This is a genomic window from Veillonella rogosae JCM 15642 (assembly GCF_002959775.1).
GTDB lineage: Bacteria > Bacillota > Negativicutes > Veillonellales > Veillonellaceae > Veillonella > Veillonella rogosae.
Genome location: NZ_PPCX01000002.1, coordinates 95460 through 117120, shown reverse-complemented (window position 1 = coordinate 117120; position 21661 = coordinate 95460). Strand labels below are relative to the sequence as shown.

Genomic DNA, 21661 nt, shown 5'->3' with positions numbered 1-21661 from the left:
GGCCCCTTAAATTATTTACGAGTGATTACACGTTTTACTGCTTCTACAATGTCTTTTGCTGTTAAGCCATATTTAGCCAATAATTCTTTTGGTGTACCACTCTCCCCAAATGTATCTCGGACACCAACGAATTCCATAGGAACTGGCTTATTAGCCACAACAACTTCAGACACAGCAGAACCAAGACCACCAATGATATTATGTTCTTCTGCGGTAACGATAGCGCCTGTTTCAGCAGCTGCTTTTATAATTGCATCTGCATCGATAGGCTTAATAGATGCCATATTGATAACACGAGCAGATACATTAGACTCACCTAACAATTTTGCTGCTTCTACAGCAGGTCCAACCAACGCACCACAAGCGATGATTGTAACATCAGAGCCCTCTACTAATGTGGTAGATTTGCCTGGTACAAATGTATAACCTTCTGCAGTAACATCATCTACACCTGCACGACCAAGACGTACATATACAGGGCCTTCATAAGATGCAGCCCAGTCAATAACAGCCTCTGTTTCGCGCTCATCTGCAGGAACTACGACTGTCATATTAGGCAATGTACGCATACAGGAAATATCTTCCAAACTTTGATGTGTAGCACCATCTTCACCTACTGTAATACCCGCATGTGTAGCACATACTTTTACATTTAATTTTGGATAACATACAGCATTGCGAATTTGTTCAAAAGCACGACCTGTAGCAAACATAGAGAAGGAAGAAACAAATGGAATCTTACCTGCTGCTGCAAGACCGGCACCAACAGAAATTAAATTTTGCTCTGCAATACCTACGTTAAAGAAGCGCTCTGGGCATGCACCTTTAAAAGTATCTGTTTTAGTAGATTTAGATAAATCTGCATCTAAAACAATAATATTTGTATTTTCTTTACCAATGCGAGCTAGCGCATTACCATATGCTTCACGTGTTGCTTTACCCATTATTGTACCCCCATAATCTCATTAACAAAGGCTACACCTTGTTCTTCGCTTGGTGCTTTACCATGCCAACCAGCTTGACCTTCCATTTCTTCAACGCCTTTACCTTTTACAGTATGCATTACAATACATGTTGGGCCTTCTGTGAAAGCTTTTGCAGATTCAATAGCATTATGAAGTTCATCAAGATCGTGACCATTTACTTCAATAACATTCCAATTGAAAGCTTTAAACTTTTCTGGAATTGGCAATGGAGAAAGCACTTTTGTAATATCTCCATCAATTTGAAGACCGTTGAAATCGACAAAAGCAGTTAAATTATTGAGTTTGTAATGGCCAGCAAACATTGCTGCTTCCCAAACTTGACCTTCTTCAAGCTCGCCATCACCAAGAATGGAATATACACGATAGTCAGCATTATCAATTTTACCAGCCAAGGCCATACCGCAAGCCGCAGAGATACCTTGACCCAAAGAACCAGTAGACATATCTACACCTGGTGTATGTTTCATATCAGGATGACCTTGTAACATATGGTCAATTTTACGCAAGTTCAAAAGTTCTTCTTTAGGGAAATAACCTTTTTCTGCCAATGTAGCATATAATGCAGGTGCTGCATGACCTTTAGAAAGAACGAAACGATCTCTATTAGGATCCTTTGGATTTGCTGGATCTACATTCATTTCTACATAGTACAATAAGGCCATCACATCGGCGATAGATAGTGAACCACCTGGGTGACCGGATTTCGCAGCCGTCACAGACTGTACAATACTAACGCGAATAGCTTTTGCCTTCTCTTGAACTAATTGTTTAACATCTTGTGTTAATGTAGCCATAGAGACCTCTCTTTCTGGATAGGATCCAATATATTAATAATTCTTAAGTAATGAAATAGCAATTTCTGCATTGCGTTGAGAATCTACGCGCAATGTTTCAATGCGGTCATAAGAGGATTGATATTCTTCGCGAGAACTCAATAGTTTATGACACCGTTGATATAAAGCTTCTTCACGTAAATGAGTCATTGTGCCAATAGGTTCTTGCCCAATCATGTGTAAGAAACTTGTGATTTTAGGATCGTAAGAAATGCCAATAACAGGTTTCCCCATTAAGGAACTAAAGACTAAGGCATGTAGTCTTATACCAATCATTAAGTCTACATTACCGGATAGAGATACTTGTTCCTCCGTAGAGAATGGTCCCTCCAATACAATAGCGCCCTTCGGCATATAACTAGCAATAATCTTAGCTTCTTTTGTATCCTCAGGATGAGACATAGGAATAAAGATAATTTCCACATTATCTTGTTCTTGTAAGCGACTCAATACATTGGCTAAGGCCTCACGGTATTCGGTATCCTCTTTCCAACTACGAACAGCAACACCTATCTTCTTAGGTTGTTCAATTGATTCTGAAAGTTTAGAAGTATACCCTTCAAGAATATGAGCCCCAATAGATAAATCAGCTGGTTGCATTGCCAGTACAGCATCTGCAGTAACCTCTACATCCTCAATGCCTAAAGACCCTAATTCCTCTTTAGAAATAGAGTCTCGCACTGTAATTGTATCTACAAAGCGCAATACAAAACCTACAGCTCGGCGAGTAGATGGTCGATTCAAAGGTCCAATCCCTTGGGAATAAAGCATAACCTTTTTCCCCATCATTTTAGCTAACGACATAATACTTAAATAATAGTAAGTATTTCGAATACTAGTAGCATCTTGTAATAGGCTACCACCACCACTGATGACAAGATCAGAATTAGCAATAGCCTTTAAAATACCGAATGCAGAAAATGTACCAACTGCATTGATATTGTGTTTTTTACTAGTCTCCTTAGGATTACCAGAAATTACAGTAATATGAGCGTCGGCCTCTTCTTTACGAATAGCATCGATAATGGCGCAAAGCATAGCCTCATCACCAGCATTACCAAAGCCATAATAACCAGAGATCACGATATTACTCATGGTCTACCTCCCTAGCTTGGAACCATTGTGTTGCATACATCATAAAACGTACTGCAATGATAAGAAGCAAGCCTAAAAGAGCACCAATCAATAATCCATCATAACCACGCATGATAGACATGAATACAGGCGTTCTGAGATGGCAGAACGTTTCTACCATAGAAGCAATACCGATAACACCAGCTAGAGTTAATAAGAAATGAATCACTGAAGGCCATTTACGTAAGAATGCAAAGGTAGCAAGCATTAATGCAGGATGACCAATAATAAATTCTTTTTCGCGAGGTCTTGCATACATCGTATTCTCAAGGAAACGACGCAGCATAAGTTCAGAAGTAGGCACTGGAACACCTGCAGTATGACCACTACGACCAACAAATACCCATGCTACTGCACCAAGAGCAGCTACTACGAAGAATACATAGAATTTAACATCCATTGTAAGGAATTCTACTACGAACTTCTTCGCTTCTTCTTTAGAGTTAATCATGCGCCCCTTCCACAATGGGAATCGTTGTAAATAGGCAATCATAACGAGAATAACTGGTAATACAAATGTTAATTTAACACCTCTAAAGATAGCAAATTCCATAAAGAATTTCGTATTACCAAGTAAGGATGCAATATACATGCCTCCAATTGCAGCAAATAAAGCTGCAATTACGAGATAGAATAAAGCAAGCACTGTAGACTTAGTAGCGCCTAAAGGACGTGCACTGTCATAACGACGCCACTCTTCCATCAGGCGGATCATAGCCCCCACTGGAGCCATAACAGCACTAGATAAAGCCCAAATTTGAGTGATTAAAGTACCACTTGTAACGATAAATACAACGATAGACACTAAGGAAATACCAAAAAATGCAACCAATTGTGTATGTTTAGGCATTGGAATTAGCATTTGAACAACATATACAAAGAGTGCAATAGCACCAGTCATGGTAAGAACTACTAACAATGGATTTGGCGTATACGGTGGATAAATATCTGCAGGACCAAATTCATAGCCTTTAGCAGCAAGTTTTTCCGTAGCCATACCAATATAGTTTATGGTTGTTTGTAATACAGTTTCATTGTTTACGCCTGTTTCATACATAGGGAACAAGTTGAAACGAATATTACGTTCAATATCACTAATATAAAAACGTTGAGCTGCTTCTTCAGGTGTAATTTTCTTTAATTCATCTTTAGCGATTGTATAGACACGCCCAACACTATATTCATCCTTAGCAGCCATTTCTAAGAAACCTTGTTGAGGCTCATATTGTAGTTGGTTAACTGCTTCGATACCTACTAATGGAATATGATTTTTGTGAAGTAACTCTAATGTTTCATCAGTTAAGTTTGGCGCACCAAGAGCTTCTTTACCTGCAAAAATCATACCTGTTACATGTGGAATACCTTCAAGACGTTTGAATACATATTGAAGATCTTCAGATGTAACATTTCTGTAGTTTGTAGGTCGAACAATAACATTAAAGCCACGATCAGCTACTTCTTGAGCTTGTAATTTAGAAATACCAAGATTCATCTTTGCATAGCTATCTGCTGTAGCACCATACAACTCTAGAACAGGGCCGATACTTGTATTAAGTTCTTTAACCTTATCCTTGCCAATGCGATGATATAAATCTTCACGAATTTCTTTGTAATAACCTTCTTTACCAGAGATAAGCCCTACGTATGTGGCACCATGTTTAATAGATGCGCCATTAACGCGAACAGAATCCATCTCTTCAGACGTTAAGACTTTAACTTGTCCTGCATCTTTAGCTTTTTCTAATGTACGGTCATAAATAGCAAATGCTGTTACACCTGCATTGCGAAGTGCATCAAACGCTTCTTGTTGGCTACGCTTTTCAAAGGCATTTGCTCGTAAAACAGCGTCATAATCAACGATGTTTTCAATATGATTTTGAGATTTTTCAATTTGATGGCGTTCAAATACCAAGTATAAAGAAGATAAAAGCCCTACAATAATACAAAGTATGAGAATCCATGAGTACTTACTTTTATGTATGTTCCGATGATTCACAGCAAATCCTTTCTAGTTGAGTATAGGTTTAACTTTAATGCGAATTTGGCCATTATCAGTAGTTAAAGTATCTGCTTTTACAGGAATAGGGAAATTATTGAAATCGTAAATCTCTGTATCTTCTAACACATTAGATGTCAAACCAGGAATTGTAGCACCATTAATGGTGAATTTTTTAGGTGAAAATAATAGTTTATTATTATTCAACTCTAAGTTACCATCCAATTTAACGGCACCTTTAAATACCATTCCCACATTCATTTGACCTGTTAAACTAATATTGTCTTTATCAATAGTTACATTAACATCTTTAATTTCACTGCCCGCTTGAGTACTCAAGAATGCAGCTAAATCAGAATTTGTAACAGTACCATCGATACTAGCATTACCTACACTAACAACATCAATTTCTTGACTCGCTAACAGGGAGATTGGATTAACAAGAATCTGTTTTGCATCATATTGGAAAGTTGCAAAATTAAGTTTACCAAGCTTAACATTATCTAATGAACCATACACATGGTCAGCTTCACCATATAATAGTTTGAATCCAGGTTGAGACTCAACATTAACACTTTGTGCTGATGGTTTTAAAGAATCATTTAATTGCTTTTCAATACGTGAACTAATATAAGAAGGTAATAAGAATTGTGTTGCTGCAGCTAATGCAATAATCAACACTAATAGGAATAGCAAAAATTTTTTCATAATTATCTCCTAAATTGTTAAATTCGCTTCTTTCTTCAAGAAACCTTCGATAAATTGATCAAGATTACCATCCATAACAGCTTGAACATTACCTGTTTCAACATTAGTACGATGATCTTTAACAAGATTATAAGGATGGAATACATAAGAACGAATTTGACTGCCCCACTCTATGGCCTGATATGTACCACCAATTTGTTCTTTAATCTCAGCTTGTTTTTCAAGCTCTAATTCAAATAATTTAGCACGTAATAAGCGCAATGCTTGTTCTCTATTTTGCATTTGAGATCGTTGTGTTTGACATTGTACAACAATGCCTGTCGGTTTATGTGTCATACGTACGGCAGAATCAGTTTTATTGATGTGCTGACCACCAGCACCACTGGCACGATAAGTATCTACCTGTACATCCTTCATATCGATATTGATTTCAACAGTATCATCAATTTCTGGCATTACATCGACAGCAGCAAAAGAAGTATGTCGACGTGCAGCAGCGTCAAATGGAGAAATACGAACTAAACGATGAACACCTTTTTCAGATTTTAAATAACCAAAAGCATTTTCGCCCTTAATAAGGAACGTAGAAGATTTAGTACCAGCCTCATCACCTGGTTGTTCATCCATTAGTTCAATAGAAAAACCAGATTTTTCAGCCCAACGCAAGTACATACGGATTAACATGGAGCACCAATCTTGTGCTTCCGTACCACCTGCACCAGCATGGAAGGTTAAAATTGCATTATTAGCATCATATTCACCGCTTAATAACAAGAGAACCTCTTGTTTTTCTACAGTTTCTTCTATGGCTTTAACATATTCTTTAATTTCACTCTCCATAGAACTATCATCTTCTTCGATAGCCATTTCAAGCATTACGTTGGCATCTTCAATATCACTAACAAGTTGCTTATAGCTTTCCACAGCATTTTTAAGTTGTGTAGCCTCTTGAGAAATCTCACGAGCCTTATCTGGATTATCCCAAAATGTAGGGTCACTCATCTGTACATCGAGTGTAAAAATTCGATCTTCTTTCTGAGCGATGTTAAAGTGAATCCCTCATTCCATAAATACGTTCTTCCAGATTAAAAATTATTGGTTTTAAATCTTCTAACAATTTATGCTCACCACCTTTAACTTATTAGCCTATTATATTGATAAACTATTACCTTAATAAAATAGAAAAATGGCCGTTGCCCACTGGAAGTCCCATTGAGCAACGTGCCATTCACAAATCTTAGTCTTCGTTTTGTGGCTCCAACACATCTTCATGATGGGATTGTGCACCTTCTAAGTGATCAACTGGTTCTTCGAGTTCTTGAATCAATTGTGCACGAATTTTGTATAACGCCATGATTGTTTCATCTTGGATTGCTGCAATCATGTTTTGGAACATCTCAAAGGCTTCAAATTTATATTCCACCAATGGATTTTTTTGACCATATGCACGAAGGCCAATACCTTCACGCAACATGTCCATATTATCCAAATGTTCCATCCATTTGTTATCGACAACGCGCAACATAATAGCCTTCTCAAGTTGACTAAACATAGCCTCACCAAGCATATTAACACGGTCTTGGTACTCTTCATGAGCAATTTCCAATAAGCGTTCTAATAATTCTTGACGAGTATATTCCTCCATATCTTGAGGAGTCATAATCTCTTCGGTTAAGAAATATTGACTCAAGTGCTTGTAGAGACCTTCGTAATCCCATTCTTCTGGATAAAGCTTTTCATCAGCATAAGCATCTACAGAATCAGTAACAAGCTTATCAATCATTTCATTAATCGTTTCACGCAAAGATTCGTTGCGCAAAATACGACGACGTTGTTCATATAACACTTCACGTTGTTGATTCATAACATCATCATATTCGAGGACATATTTACGAATATTGTAGTTATGATCTTCAACTTTCTTTTGAGCTCGTTCAATAGATTTTGTAATCAAAGAATGCTCAATAGGTTCATCCTCTTCCATACCAAGTTTATCCATGATGCCTGTAATATTATCAGCACCAAAGATACGCATTAAATCGTCTTCTAAGGATAAGAAGAATTGAGAAGAACCAGGGTCACCTTGACGCCCAGAACGACCGCGCAACTGATTATCAATACGACGACTTTCATGGCGTTCCGTACCCAAAATAGCTAAACCACCTAATTCGGGTACACCTTCACCAAGGGTAATGTCTGTACCACGACCAGCCATGTTTGTAGCAATAGTTACCATGCCCATTTGACCAGCATTAGCAACGATTTCAGCTTCTTTTTCATGGTGTTTAGCATTCAATACACTATGAGGAACTCCGGCACGTAACAACATGTCTGAAAGTTCTTCAGATTGTGTAATAGATGTAGTACCGATTAAAAGCGGTTGACCTACTTTATGACGTTCTACAGCATTACGAACTACAGCACGATATTTAGCAGCTTTAGTTTTGAAAATTTGATCCGGTAAATCTATACGAATCAATGGTTTATTTGGAGGAATTGGAATTACTTCTAAACCATAGATGTCGATAAACTCTTTTTCCTCTGTTTTAGCTGTACCAGTCATACCAGCTAATTTTTCATACATACGGAAGTAGTTTTGGAATGTAACAGATGCCAAAGTTTGGCTTTCACGTTCAACTTTCAAGCCTTCTTTAGCCTCGATAGCTTGATGTAAGCCATCAGAATAACGACGACCAAACATTAAACGACCTGTAAATTCATCGACAATAACAACTTCACCGTCTTTAACTACGTAATCAGTATCACGGTGCATCATTGCATAGGCACGTAAAGAAGCACCAAGCAAATGATTCAACTCGATATTTTCAGCATCATATAAGTTTTCAACGCCAAGCATTTTCTCTACCTTTTCGATACCAGAATCTGTAGGCGCAATAGTTTTTTGTTTCTCATCGATGATATAGTCTTCATCTCTTACAAGATGAGGAACAATTTTAGCAAGTTTATAATAATTATCTGTGGAACGTTGACCAGGACCAGAAATAATTAACGGAGTTCTTGCTTCATCGATCAAGATAGAGTCAACTTCATCGACAATAGCATAATTTAGTGGACGTTGTACCATTTGAAGTACATCAGTAACCATGTTATCGCGCAAATAGTCAAAGCCAAACTCGTTATTTGTACCATATGTAATATCACATGCATATGCTTCTCTACGTTGGTTAAAGTCGAGATTAGCTACAATAAGACCTGTGGAAAGACCTAAGAAATTATATAAACGACCCATTTGCTCGCTGTCACGAGTAGCCAAATAATCATTTACTGTAACTACGTGCACGCCCTTACCTGTCAACGCATTAAGATATACTGGCAATGTAGCAACTAATGTTTTACCTTCACCAGTACGCATTTCAGCAATATTACCATTATGCAGGCAAATACCACCCATTAACTGTACGTCAAAATGACGCATACCCAATACGCGTTTAGATGCTTCACGAACTACAGCAAATGCTTCTGGCAATAGGTCGTCTAACGTTTCCCCTTTTTGCAAACGACGTTTAAACTCATCGGTTTTAGCCACTAAGTTAGCATCACTTAATTTAACATAGTTTGGTTCAATTTCATTAATATGATCAGCAATAGCACGCATTTTTTTGATTTCTTTAGCGTTGTTATTGCCTAATAGCCTTTGTAAAAAGCCTAACAAACAAATCACTCCTCTACAGGACATCTTACATTATTTTATCTAATTTATTATAACGAAAAAGCCTTGAATAGTCAAAGAATTCAAGGCATTTCACGATTATTTATAGTATTTTTTACAAAAAAGGTGGATGACTCAAAACGGTCATCCACCTTAGTATAATAATCGGCTGATTAAAAGTAGAAAGGAGTTAGGATTAAGTTCAGCCGACATTATAGGTTATTGAAGTTCTGGTTCAATTAAACCATAGAAACCATCATGTCTACGATATACAACGTTCATTGCTTCAGTTTCAGCATTGAAGAACATAAAGAAGTCATGACCAATAAGATTCATTTGCAAAATCGCTTCTTCTACATCCATTGGGCGTACTGCAAAGTGTTTGCGTTTTACAACTTCGATAGTTTCTTCTTCCACAGGAGCTGCCAACACTTCTGGATGGAAAGCTTCTTGTTTTTTGAAACGTTTAGCTAAACGAGTTTTATGTTTATGAATTTGGCGAACGATTTTATCTACTACTAAATCAATAGCAGCATACATATCATCGTTAGTTTCTACACCGCGAAGAACAATTTTATCGACGAAGCATGTAAGCTCAATTGTGGACTTATCTTTAACAACGGATAGAACCGTTTGTGCATCTAACTCATCATCGAAGTAACGAGTTAATTTGCTCAATCTTTTCTCGATGTATGCTCTTAAAGCATCTGTCACTTCAATGTTTTTTCCTCTGATTGCTACTTTCATAAGTCAACACCCTTTCTAAAAATCATCCACGAGATACGAGTGTGTGGTATCATGTAACCTTATCTCTCGTGTTATATTTAGTATTTCTACATCTCCCTATAAAACTCCTCTTTTTTCTACAAAAATTTTATGTTTTTTTGTAGAAATATGTATATTCTTTTATCATAAAAAATCAAAAACCCCGACATAATACTATGTCGAGGTTTTTTTATATGTTGTTTTTATGAATAATTTTGTATGTGATTACGCTTTAACAACGTTAGCAGCTTGAGGTCCACGGTTACCATCAACGATATCAAATTCAACATTTTGACCTTCTGTCAAAGATTTGAAGCCTTCGTCTTGGATCGCAGAGTAGTGTACGAATACATCACTACCGTCTTCACGTTCAATAAAACCATAACCTTTTTCTGCGCTGAACCATTTTACTTTACCTAACATGGTAATTTCCTCCTAAAAATATATTTATTGTCTTACTGTCTTGCTCTATATCTGTATCATAACACAGCATGTATAAAATATCAAACAATAATATCAACATTTTTAATGAATATACAAATATTAATACTTGAGAACACGTTTCTCCTAATCACCTAAAACTCCTTTATTTATCAGTATTATAAATAATTACGAACAACCTATAAATTTATTACATAATTTTATAATCATAAAAATATATGAATTAAAAATTATCACTTTACAAAAAGACTGTATAAATTATTGTTATATCACAAATATTTATAGGCATAATCGTATTTTTCAGATTAATATATGTGTGAAAACCTTATACATATTCTTAATAGTCAATTCATTCCACACAAGGCTATAAAATATATTAATAGATATATAGCAATACATATATTATGAAATTTAATATGAACAAAAAAAGTTCACTTTAAAAATATAAAAAAATAGGAAGCAAGCTCTATTTCTAGAGTTTACTTCCTATAATTTTATAAATTAATCTAATAGAATTTTATCCAAGAAAGATTTTGTTCTTTCATTTGTCGGTGAGTCAAATACATGTTCTGGTGTATCATCTTCTAAGATCAAACCACCATCAACAAATAATACTCTATCAGCTACTTTTTTGGCAAAGCCCATCTCGTGAGTAACAATAACCATCGTCATGCCATCTTCTGCAAGAGACTTCATTACATCCAGAACTTCACTAACCATTTCAGGATCAAGAGCAGATGTTGGTTCATCAAATAGCATTACTTTAGGTTTCATAGCCAAAGCACGAGCAATAGCAACACGCTGCTTTTGACCGCCAGATAAAGAATCAGGATACGCATTAGCTTTATCACCTAAGCCAACTCGATCAAGTAAAGCTTGACCGATTTTTTTAGCCTCATCAGTAGATGTTTTACGAACCTTAGTTTGTGCCAAGGTTAAGTTGTCCATCACGGTCATATGTGGAAATAAATTAAAGTTTTGGAAAACCATACCCACTTCAGCACGTACTTCATTTAATTTTTTCTTATCAGATAGATCCATGCCATCAACGATAACTTTACCAGATGTAGGTTCTTCTAAATAATTCATAGTACGTAGTACAGTACTTTTACCAGAACCAGATGGCCCTATAATTACCACAACTTGACCTTGTTTAATATGTAGGTTGATACCTTTTAGTACTTCATTTTTACCAAAGGATTTATGTACATTTTCTAATTTAATCATTTAATGCTATATTTCCTTTCAAGATATCCAACTAATTGTGAGATTGTCACCGTCATAATAAGATAAATAACGGCAACTGTACCCCAGATTTCAAAGGATGCATAGGTTTTAGCAATAATTAATTGACCACGACGTGTCAACTCTTCGAAGCCGATAACAGAAACCAAAGAGGAATCTTTCAACATGGCAATAAATTCATTACCCAATGGTGGAATAATTGCTTTGAAAGCTTGAGGCATAATGATATAACGCATTGTTTGACCCCAAGTTAAACCAAGAGATCTACCAGCCTCCATTTGACCTTTATCAATAGACTGAATACCAGCACGGAAAATTTCAGACACATATGCACCAGAGTTAATACTACATGCCGTAACAGCTGCAATAAACGGATCAATACGTTGACCTGTAATCATTGGTAAAGCAAAATAAATCAAGAAAATTTGTACCAAAAGTGGTGTACCACGAATGATATCTACATAACATTTGGCTAGTAATCTAACTAAACTAAATTTAGATAAATTAGCTAAAGATACTAACAAACCGATAAAGAAACCACAGCCTACAGACATAGCTGTAATTTCTACGGTCACAAGTGCACCTTGTAATAAGAGCGGCAAATTATCCGCAATTAACCCCCAATTAAAACTCATAATCTCTCCTATTATTTAAATTCTAAAACCACTGGCATATCAGCAGGTGCATCTACATTAAACCATTTTTTATATAATGTATTAAATTCACCGTCTGCCTTCATATCGGCAATTGCTTTATTAATTTGTTCTTGCAACGCTTTATTATCTTTATTCATTGCTAAGCCCAAATATTCTTTTGTATTTGGATATGCCATAAATTTGATGTGTTGGTCAGGATGCTTAGTACTGTAATATTGTGCAACAGGTAAATCAATTACAGTTGCATCAACACCACCATTTTGTAATTCTAACAAAGCTTCATTACTATGGTCAAATTCTTTTACTGCAGTACCTTCAATTTTATGTGCAAGATCTGCTCCAGTAGTCCCCAATTGAGCGGCAATTTTTTTACCTTTCAAATCATCTAGAGAGTTCACAGTTGTACCATCTTTATAAACTACTGCTAATGCATTTTCATAATAAGGAGAAGAGAATAATACCTTTTCACTTCTAGCTTTTGTAATAGTCATACCAGATGCAGCAACATCGATATCACGAGTATTCAAAGCTGGAATCAAAGCATCAAAAGCTATATTTTTAAGCTCTACCTCTTTATTAATACGTTTACCAATAGCGCGGATTAATTCAATGTCAAAACCTGTATAGTCTTGAGTTTTTTCATCCTTAAATTCAAACGGAACAAATGTTGCATTAGTACCTACAACAAGTTTATTGGATGTTGTTTGACTAGAAGAGCCACAACCACCAACTAAAGAACCTGCCATAACTAACATACAACTGCCAACAATTAATTTTTTCAACTTTCTATTTAACATATTATCAACCTCATCATTCTAACTTACTACTACTTTATAACAGTATATATAGTTAGTATAATTATGTCAATAAATTTGTATAAAAAATTCCAAAATATCACAAAATTCCTATATCTATATTTTTATTTTATACATGCGATGTATAAATATTACAACTATGTATAGAAACATTCCCATAGGTAGTGGATTTCTATAGATTCTTGAATATACAAATGTATAAAAAGAAAAAAGCACATGAGAAAAGCCTCATGTGCCCGTATACGGCTGACCTGGTCTTTGCCCCCACACTCGCCTGCTGGAGGGTTCGCTCATAAGTCTGAGACTCCCCACTACTACCCCTCTCGGTTTAACCGGCAGGACTTACACCTAAGCCGCACCATGCTCACAGTCTCTTAGACTGCTTATGTGGATCGTTTTGCCTGCGACTGGCATCGACTTTCAACCACAGACCCGTATAGACGTATTATAAAGAATAAGAGTATTCATGTCTAGGTAAAAGATAATTATATAGGTAGTATATAATATATAAACCTACAATAGTATAATAGCAACTCTAGTAATGAAAATAGATAGTATAAATCAAAAGCCAAACATAATAACGATTAGTTCTCAGACTAATGAGAATATTTTTTGCAACCCCTATTTCTTGATGTATAGAAAATTGGAATAGAAAACCTAAAAAAATCTTCATATTATTTTAATAATTCTAAAATTATTTTTTCAAGGTACTATATCTAGTGTATTCTCAAAAAGTCAATTCATTTTAGTATGCCAAATATGAATACAACATGTATGCAAGAACATACGTGTCATACACAAAACATAATTTATGGTGTATAATTTGTATACTGTTAAATTAGAACGGCCTAAAGTTGTACGATATGAACATAAGTACGAGGGGTTGTACCAAATGTTCTGTACGTTAGTTAGAGGGGTTTATTATGTTTATGTTATCATTGATGCAACCATCTGGGTTGTATGAACTGGAAAAGGACAGTTTAGAAGCAATAAGCGCTCAGCTTTTGCAGATGATACAAATGAAAAGCTATCATCTCTATACTCATTCTATCCAAGTTTCAAACTATGCAGTTAGTATCGCTGCTAAAATGGGCTTACCATTAAATGAAATTGAACAAATTCGTCACGCAGCTTTACTTCATGATGTAGGGCTATTAATGGTACCTAATGCATTAATTCAAAAATCTCCATATCTAAATAAGCAAGAAATGTCTAAGTATAAGCAACATGCTGCAAGTGGTGCCAATATGATTGAAAACTACCCTTGCTGCCAACAAATCTTGCCTTATATTCGTTACCACCACGAAAAATGGGATGGCTCTGGTTATCCAAAACATCTACGAGGTGCTAACATTCCATTAGGAGCTCGAATCATTGCTGTTGCCGATTACTATGATACAACAGTTAATCCTTCTACCGAGTTTTGGGCAAAAACTAAAGCTAAAGCAAAAGAAGAACTCTTCAGTGCATCAGGTTCCCTTTTCGATCCAGATGTAGTAAAAGCTTTTATTGATGTTCTTGGCTAATAGACTTACTAAGCGTTCACCATAAGGTGGACGCTTTTTTAGTGGAAATTTAAAAACTACCACTAGCTAATGTTAAAGCATCAATTTTAAGAGGTTTATATGACCTCAACACCTTTGTTACAGCCTCAATTGTTGCGCCTGTCGTATAAATATCGTCAACAATTAAAATATTTTTATCAGCTAATTCCATATGCTTATACTCAGCTTTTACGACAAAGGCATCATCAATATTTTGATGGCGCTCCTTATTTGTTAAGGCCCACATATCATTTGAAGTATCAAATTTATATATACAATCTAACCAAATAAAATGATTATGATCGATGTTTTGTAAGGACTGTACCCAATGACGGAAAAATAAATCAACTTGATTATATCCCCTCTTATTTATTTTTTTCGTACTAGACGGTACAGGTACAATATAGTCATATACGGTTTTACAATTATGACTAACTATATTAAATTTATTATATTTCATGTAAAAGTTGTACGACGCTAAAAAAGGAGCAGCCCCTTTGGACTGCTCCTTTTTTTCATTAAATTTTACATCGTAAATCATAGACTTTAGACCACCACGATATTCAGCTAGCACACATACATCATCTACATGATGTAAAAATTTATGTGGCACATGACGAATATGTAATAGATCTGTAAAACAAGTTTTACACCAATCACCTTGTGTTGCTACAGGAGCCCCACAGTGAGGACAAACAGGTGGAAATAGGAAATCCAAAAGACTCATTTATGAATCACAGCTCCCTTGTAGTCGTTCTTTAAACAATGTATATCGTTCATCAGCATTAACGGTACGTACGGCACGTTCAACAGCACTAGTAGTACCAACGATAATAACTTTTCGTTTTGCTCGAGTAACAGCAGTATACAACAAGTTGCGTTGTAACATACCACCATATCTAGGGACAAATGGAATAATAACTACACCATACTCACTACCTTGGCTTTTATGAACCGTAATAGCATAGGCTGGCATAATCATATGTGCTTCATCGATTGGTAGACGAACCTCTTTATGGATAAATCGGATACAAATGTCCGTTCGTGTAATGGCGTAGATTATACCAATTTCACCATTGAAAACCTCTAACTCATAGTCATTTAAGATTTGAATAACCTTATCGCCAACTCGATAAGTAATACCATTTACACGTGCTTCCCCTTTATAGCTATCCGGTGGATTAACAGCTTGTTGTACATATTGAGAAATCAATGTACTACCGGCTTCACCACGACGCATAGGAGAAATAATTTGAATATCTAATTCATCCTCTACATATTCCTGTTCTCGTTTATATACATCGATGATGGCTTTCATCATCATGTCATAGGATTTAACGGGAATAAAAGAAAACTCTTCACTTACACCATCTAGGTTCGGCATTTCCCCACGATTGATAGCATAAGCGCTTTCAACGATAGTATTACCCGAACTTTGACGATAAATCTGATTGAGTCGTGTATAAGGTACGCAATCACTATCAAGCAAATCTTTTAATACAAAACCAGCCCCAATAGGTGGCAATTGATCGACGTCGCCTACGATAATAACATGGGCTTCTTTAGGAATTGCGGCCATTAAAGAATAGAATAGACGAACATTGAGCATAGATGCTTCATCGATGATAATAACATCTATATCTAATGGATCATCCTCGTTCTTAGTAAAATCATAGGAATCACTACCTTGAACAGGTACTAATAATCTATGTATCGTAGTAGCTTCAAACTCGGTGGCCTCTGTAAGTCGTTTCGCAGCACGACCCGTAGGGGCACATAAAATAATACGACCTAAGCCACCAAGTTGGAACCCTTTAACTAAAGCCTTAATAATCGTTGTTTTGCCCGTACCAGGACCACCGGTTATGAGGGAAAACTTCTCAAAGAAAGAAAGCTGAATAGCCTCTTTTTGAGCATCACCAAAGGTAATATGATTATCTTGCTCAAACCTTTCTATAAAGCTAGGAATATCTAAAGCAATTGGATCTGCTTCTAATAAAAATTCCCGAGTATAGTGCACACCTTCCACTTCAGAAACATACATTTCTGGCGGATAGATATATAAAATATCTTCGTAATACGTACTATACAATGCACCTTGCTCTAAAAGACTTTCAATAAAGTTAGCAATATCATCTACATCAGTTTGTAAAAGATCATCTAACCGACCTATAAGTTGATCTACAGGCAAGCATGTATGACCTTGATTATCTAAACTGCGTAAAATCCATTCTAAACCAGCCTCTAAACGGCGAGAATCACTGCTAGTAATACCTAAATGTTCCGCCAGTGTATCAGCCGTACCAAAGAGCATGTCTGGTGCAACACGCAACAAAGTATAAGGGTTATCCTCTATAACAGCTACCGACTGAACACCGTAATAAGTATATACAGTTCGACTCCATTTAGAAGAAATATGGTGACTTTCAAAAAAGTGATTTAAATCGGATAAAATCCCTTCACCAAGTAAAGTATTAAATAGTTCATCCTTAACACTTTTCCGAAGACCAGGAACATCCTTAATTTCTTCAGGACGTTCCTGTCGTAAAATCTCTAAAATACGAATGCCAAAATAGTCTAGAACCTTCTCTACAGACTTCTCACCAAATCCCTTTATACCTAGGTTTAGTAAATACGTTTTAGCAGCGCCCATATTATCGGGCTTTAATTTTTCCACACTGCTCGCATCAAATTGGCGACCATACTTTTCATGCTCTACATAGCGGCCTCGTACTTCAATATCTTCCCCTTCTTTAGGAGACTCAAATTTGCCGGTACAAGTAATGTATTCCTCATTATAATCTTTGAGGATAAACACGCAATATGTACGCTGTGTATTCTCATATATAGTTCGGTATACAAATCCTCGTATGGCGTCCATTATTTCTCCGTATTAGGCAAGGCTTCTATAATTTCTTGCACCGCATCGGTAATGCTACCTTCGTTACCAATTTTGATATGTGCCACTTCCTCGTATAATGGGTATCGTTCTTCGTATACATTAAATATATACTCAATACTTTCTTTTACAAGTGGGCGAATCTCAAGATCTAAATCATCTAGAATATGATTTACATCTCGATTAACGAATACAACAAGACCGTTATTGCGCATTAAGTTTACAGTTTTATCATAAGTAACTGTACCACCACCTGTAGCAATAACAGATGGTTTATTGTGAATCAATTCTTTGATTGTAGTATATTCGTATTCAGTGAAAGCATCTTTACCATCATGAATATAAATATTTTGTACTGATTTACCAACCTTATCTTGGATTGTTTGATCTAAATCGAAGAAGTCTCTACCTAATTCTTTAGCAAGAACCTTACCTACCGTAGTCTTACCTGCACCAGGCATACCGATGAGGAAAATATGTTTATGCATATTTTGTTTTAAGTAATCGTTACTCATGGAAACAATTGTTTTCATATAGTTTTCCACATAGTTCGCTAAAGACTCATCTTTGCAGTTAGAACGATGCATAGCAATGATACTTGCATCCCGTTCTTCATCGACGAGTGGCAAATGATGTTCATCTTTATATTTGCCAATTTCTTTAATTAAGGATAGTCTTTTTTCAAATTCACCGACTAAAACAGTATCAATACTGTCAATTTGTTTGCGAGCTTCTTTAATATCCATGAGAACCCCCTTATTGTGCATTAGCTAAAATAGCTAACGCCTGTTCTTCATCTACTTTCATTTGATCGATAAGATCTTGTAAATTATTAAATTTAACTTCCCCTCTAAGATAGGAAATAAATTGTACGATTACTTCTTTTCCATATATATCTTGGTCAAAGTCAAATACGTGTACTTCACATCTATGGTACTGGTTTTTAAATGTTGGATTGTCTCCAACATTACCTACCCCATCATACCAAATGCCATCAATGCATACACGATTAGCATACACTCCATCTGGAGGTGTAGCCATTTCATTAGGAAGCAATAAATTTAATGTAGGGAATCCTAATGTACGTCCCCGTTGATCACCTTTTATAACAGTACCTTTAAACTGGAATGGTCGACCAAGCCAATGAGTGGCATCTTCTAGACGGCCTTCTCGAATAGCTTTTCTAATCTCAGTACTTGAAATAGGAGTACTAAGTCCATCACAAGGCAATAAAGGCTGAACTAAAACTTGTATCGCCTTATCTGCCAATACTTGTTTCATATATTCAGGATTACCTAGCCCTTTAGCACCAAATGTGAAATTTTCACCAACGACGATAGCTTCTACATTAGTATCTTTACAAAGGGCATTTAAAAACTCATCAGCACACATGTTAAGCAATGCTTCAGTCATCGGTAATCGCAAAATATAATCCACCTGGAGGCTTTCAATGACTGTATTCAAAATGTCTTCTTGAATCAACCGTTTAGGTACTCGTTCTGGATGTAGTATCGTCAACGGATGATGTTCAAAGGTTATGATGATACTAACACCATTAACTGATGCAGCCTCCTCAACAGCCTTACGTATAACTCGTTGATGACCTCGATGAATGCCATCAAAGGTACCAAGGGCATATACTTTTGTATCTTTGATTTGACGTAGTTCATCAAACGAATGTATTTGTTTCATATTTATCCTTCAATAAAAATATTTTTTTCCACCTTTAAGGAGTGGTTTGTTCGTTTCATAATACCAATAAAACCATGCGGTCCATAGGCTCTATACAAATTATCTGGCTCAGTGAAAGAAAATTCACTGTTAATAGGCAACTCCTTGCCTTGCACCATCATCTTTAATTGTACACTATTTACAGTCACTTGTGAAAGATGAGATACCGCCACTTCTGTTGGTAGTAAAAGGCTTTCACCATGTAATATTAACTCTTCCGCTATTTTTGCGGAATCGATAGCAAAAGGTCCCACTTGAGTACGTGCTAAAGAAGTCATAGTTCCTGGTATGCCTAGAGAAAAACAAATATCGCGTAATAACGAACGAATATAAGTACCGCCTGAGCAAGTAACGCGAACCGTAAAGTATGGGAATCCATAGGCTATTAATTCAATATGTTTAATATGAATTTGACGTAATGGCAATTCTACAGGGATCCCTTTTCGTGCATATTCATAAGCTCGAATACCATTTACTTTAATCGCAGAATACTTAGATGGCCTCTGATTTTGAATGCCTACAAAGGTATTCAAGGTATTAACCAATTCATCAAATGTTGGCTTAAGCATAGACCCAGAGAGCTCAGAAGACTGAATAGATTCATTCAATACAACACCGTCACGCAACACCATATCTGTATCAGGTAATACAGGTTGTCCAGAGCTATCTTCAGTATCTGTAAAAGTTCCAAATTTACATTCAGCTACATAGGTTTTATCAAAACCTTCAGTATACTCTATGAGGCGCGTAGCCTTACCTAGAAATATTGGTAATACACCATAAGCCATCGGATCAAGTGTACCACTATGACCAATGCGCTTTTCTTTTAAAATACGGCGACAAATAGCTACAGCATCATGACTCGTAATACCAGGCGGTTTTAAAAATGGTAAAATGCCATCCATTACTTAATTACCTCAATAAGAGCTTGTTTTGCCTCTTCTAACGGTAGATTAATAGTGCAACCAGAAGCGCGAATATGACCGCCTCCACCAAAGTGACTGGCTACTGCGTTTACATCAATACCTTTAGAACGTAAACTAACACGAGTTCTATCATCGGCTTCTGCTTTTAATAAAATGGCTACATCAACAGTATCGACGTTTCTAATAATATCTACAAAACCATCTGTATCATCTCCAAGAATATTCATAGCTTCTCGATTCAAATCAATGGTTGCTACTGTATTATTCTTGTGGAACTCAATAGTTTGCATTACTTGTTTAGTTAATTCAAGACGACTAGCAGATACGGCCTCAATCGTTTCAGAAATAACATTTGGTCTAGCCCCTGCAGCTACACATTTAGCAGCCATTTCAAGGGTATTCGCTGTGGTGTTACTAAATTTAAAGAACCCACAATCTGTAGCAATCGCCATATATAATGCGGTGCCCATCGACTCGGTGATAGGCCAATTCCATTTCGTACATAAGTCCGTAACAATTTCACCTGTAGCAGCAAATTCTGACTTCAAATATAGATGATCAGCAAATTCCGTATTGGAAATATGGTGGTCTATATTAAAAATAGGTGCACTCCAGAGTGCACCTACTTTGCCAATTCGCTCATACGTGCTAGCATCCAAAATCATAAGCATATCAATGTCAACTGGGTTAGTTTCAAAGTACGCTACATCATGGATGTGGTCCGTATATCGTAAGAATGAGTACTTCTCAGGAACTACATCATCCACTACCATATATACAGTTTTACCTTGTCCTATAAGGGCTTCGTAAAAGGCCACCATGGACCCGATAGCATCGCCATCAGGTCTAACATGGACGGTTAGCATAATAGAATTAGCTTCACACAGAGCCATATGTAATTGATTAATAGTAATCTTACTCATGTTCTGTATCCTTTGTGTTAATTTGTTAATTTGTTTCTTCGTCCTTTTTGATTTCATTCAAAAGGGATTCGATATGCATGCTATAGTCTAAAGACGTATCCTTATCAAAAGTGATAGAAGGAATATGGCGCAATTTAAGTACTTTGCCAAGCTCAGTACGAATATGGCCAGCTGCATGCTTTAATGCGATAAGGGTATCTTGTTTTTCCTTATCAGAACCAAACAAGGAAACATAAATCGTAGCTTCCCGTAAATCACCTGTTACATGAACATCAGTGATCGTAGTAAAGCCGATGCGAGGATCCTTCAACCCGCGCATCAACATTTGACTTACCTCTTGTTTGATAAATTCTTGTAATTTTCTGACACGAACGTCACTCATATAAACC

20 protein-coding genes are annotated in these 21661 nt (G+C 36.3%); 1 reads left to right on the top strand and 19 read right to left on the bottom strand.

The annotated features are described in order from the left end of the window. Window positions 1-11: 11 nt before the first annotated feature. The 12 genes from VRHSUH09_RS00790 to VRHSUH09_RS00735 form a co-directional block, all read right to left on the bottom strand. Window positions 12-944 (bottom strand): transketolase family protein, encoded by a 933-nt coding sequence (locus VRHSUH09_RS00790; RefSeq protein ID WP_105081104.1) that lies wholly within the window; start codon window positions 942-944, stop codon window positions 12-14. Continuing rightward, window positions 944-1780: a transketolase gene (locus tag VRHSUH09_RS00785; protein WP_009351809.1), complete on the bottom strand. Its 837-nt coding sequence runs from the start codon at window positions 1778-1780 to the stop codon at window positions 944-946. The genes VRHSUH09_RS00790 and VRHSUH09_RS00785 overlap by 1 nt, the downstream gene beginning before the upstream one ends. Window positions 1781-1813: 33 nt before the next feature. Then, window positions 1814-2914 (bottom strand): polysaccharide pyruvyl transferase CsaB, encoded by a 1101-nt coding sequence (csaB, locus tag VRHSUH09_RS00780; protein WP_105081103.1) that lies wholly within the window; start codon window positions 2912-2914, stop codon window positions 1814-1816. Next, a complete protein-coding gene (locus VRHSUH09_RS00775) occupies window positions 2907-4949 on the bottom strand; it encodes a DUF5693 family protein (RefSeq protein WP_105081102.1) in 2043 nt (680 codons plus the stop codon). Before VRHSUH09_RS00775 ends, csaB begins: the two co-directional genes overlap by 8 nt. A 12-nt stretch (window positions 4950-4961) precedes the next feature. Further along, the gene (locus VRHSUH09_RS00770) at window positions 4962-5657 is read right to left on the bottom strand and encodes an LmeA family phospholipid-binding protein (protein WP_009351794.1); all 696 of its coding nucleotides are present in this window, start codon (window positions 5655-5657) and stop codon (window positions 4962-4964) included. Window positions 5658-5666: 9 nt separating this feature from the next. After that, window positions 5667-6774, bottom strand: a protein-coding gene (gene prfB, locus VRHSUH09_RS00765; RefSeq protein ID WP_245875969.1) for a peptide chain release factor 2 whose coding sequence is annotated in 2 segments (ribosomal slippage) — window positions 5667-6716 and window positions 6718-6774 — 1107 coding nt in all. Because the reading frame shifts where the segments join, the coding sequence is not laid out codon by codon here. A 120-nt stretch (window positions 6775-6894) separates the two neighbouring features. Next, window positions 6895-9330 carry a preprotein translocase subunit SecA gene (secA, locus tag VRHSUH09_RS00760; protein WP_105081101.1) on the bottom strand — a complete coding sequence of 812 codons (2436 nt, stop codon included), beginning with the start codon at window positions 9328-9330 and terminating at the stop codon, window positions 6895-6897. A 216-nt stretch (window positions 9331-9546) separates the two neighbouring features. After that, a complete protein-coding gene (hpf, locus tag VRHSUH09_RS00755) occupies window positions 9547-10074 on the bottom strand; it encodes a ribosome hibernation-promoting factor, HPF/YfiA family (RefSeq protein ID WP_054747201.1) in 528 nt (175 codons plus the stop codon). A 243-nt stretch (window positions 10075-10317) separates the two neighbouring features. Further along, entirely contained in the window at window positions 10318-10515 is a 198-nt protein-coding gene (locus VRHSUH09_RS00750; RefSeq protein ID WP_005386847.1) for a cold shock domain-containing protein, read from the bottom strand. A 519-nt stretch (window positions 10516-11034) separates the two neighbouring features. Continuing rightward, window positions 11035-11760: an amino acid ABC transporter ATP-binding protein gene (locus tag VRHSUH09_RS00745; protein WP_054747203.1), complete on the bottom strand. Its 726-nt coding sequence runs from the start codon at window positions 11758-11760 to the stop codon at window positions 11035-11037. Continuing rightward, a complete protein-coding gene (locus VRHSUH09_RS00740; RefSeq protein ID WP_009351786.1) occupies window positions 11757-12413 on the bottom strand; it encodes an amino acid ABC transporter permease in 657 nt (218 codons plus the stop codon). Before VRHSUH09_RS00740 ends, VRHSUH09_RS00745 begins: the two co-directional genes overlap by 4 nt. 11 nt (window positions 12414-12424) lie before the next feature. Beyond that, a complete protein-coding gene (locus VRHSUH09_RS00735) occupies window positions 12425-13231 on the bottom strand; it encodes a basic amino acid ABC transporter substrate-binding protein (RefSeq protein WP_054747208.1) in 807 nt (268 codons plus the stop codon). A gap of 941 nt (window positions 13232-14172) precedes the next feature. Between VRHSUH09_RS00735 and VRHSUH09_RS00730 the strand changes: the two genes are divergently transcribed. Then, a complete protein-coding gene (locus tag VRHSUH09_RS00730) occupies window positions 14173-14775 on the top strand; it encodes an HD-GYP domain-containing protein (protein WP_004693025.1) in 603 nt (200 codons plus the stop codon). Between the two features lie 49 nt (window positions 14776-14824). Here VRHSUH09_RS00730 and VRHSUH09_RS00725 read toward each other — a convergent pair whose 3' ends face one another. The 7 genes from VRHSUH09_RS00725 to rbfA are packed head-to-tail and all read right to left on the bottom strand — an operon-like array spanning window position 14825 to window position 21654. Beyond that, on the bottom strand, window positions 14825-15520 hold the full coding sequence (locus VRHSUH09_RS00725) for a ComF family protein (RefSeq protein ID WP_105081100.1): 696 nt from the start codon (window positions 15518-15520) through the stop codon (window positions 14825-14827). Continuing rightward, on the bottom strand, window positions 15521-17674 hold the full coding sequence (recD2, locus tag VRHSUH09_RS00720) for an SF1B family DNA helicase RecD2 (RefSeq protein WP_105081099.1): 2154 nt from the start codon (window positions 17672-17674) through the stop codon (window positions 15521-15523). Then, the gene (locus VRHSUH09_RS00715) at window positions 17674-18438 is read right to left on the bottom strand and encodes a shikimate kinase (protein WP_054747210.1); all 765 of its coding nucleotides are present in this window, start codon (window positions 18436-18438) and stop codon (window positions 17674-17676) included. Before VRHSUH09_RS00715 ends, recD2 begins: the two co-directional genes overlap by 1 nt. Window positions 18439-18448: 10 nt before the next feature. After that, window positions 18449-19384, bottom strand: a complete 936-nt coding sequence (gene ribF / locus VRHSUH09_RS00710) for a riboflavin biosynthesis protein RibF (protein ID WP_105081098.1) — start codon at window positions 19382-19384, stop codon at window positions 18449-18451. A gap of 2 nt (window positions 19385-19386) precedes the next feature. Further along, entirely contained in the window at window positions 19387-20328 is a 942-nt protein-coding gene (locus tag VRHSUH09_RS00705; RefSeq protein WP_054747215.1) for a tRNA pseudouridine synthase B, read from the bottom strand. Beyond that, a complete protein-coding gene (locus tag VRHSUH09_RS00700) occupies window positions 20328-21272 on the bottom strand; it encodes a DHH family phosphoesterase (protein ID WP_054747217.1) in 945 nt (314 codons plus the stop codon). Before VRHSUH09_RS00700 ends, VRHSUH09_RS00705 begins: the two co-directional genes overlap by 1 nt. A gap of 25 nt (window positions 21273-21297) precedes the next feature. Beyond that, window positions 21298-21654, bottom strand: coding sequence for a 30S ribosome-binding factor RbfA (rbfA, locus tag VRHSUH09_RS00695; protein WP_012864260.1), 357 nt, complete (start codon window positions 21652-21654; stop codon window positions 21298-21300). Window positions 21655-21661: the final 7 nt, after the last annotated feature.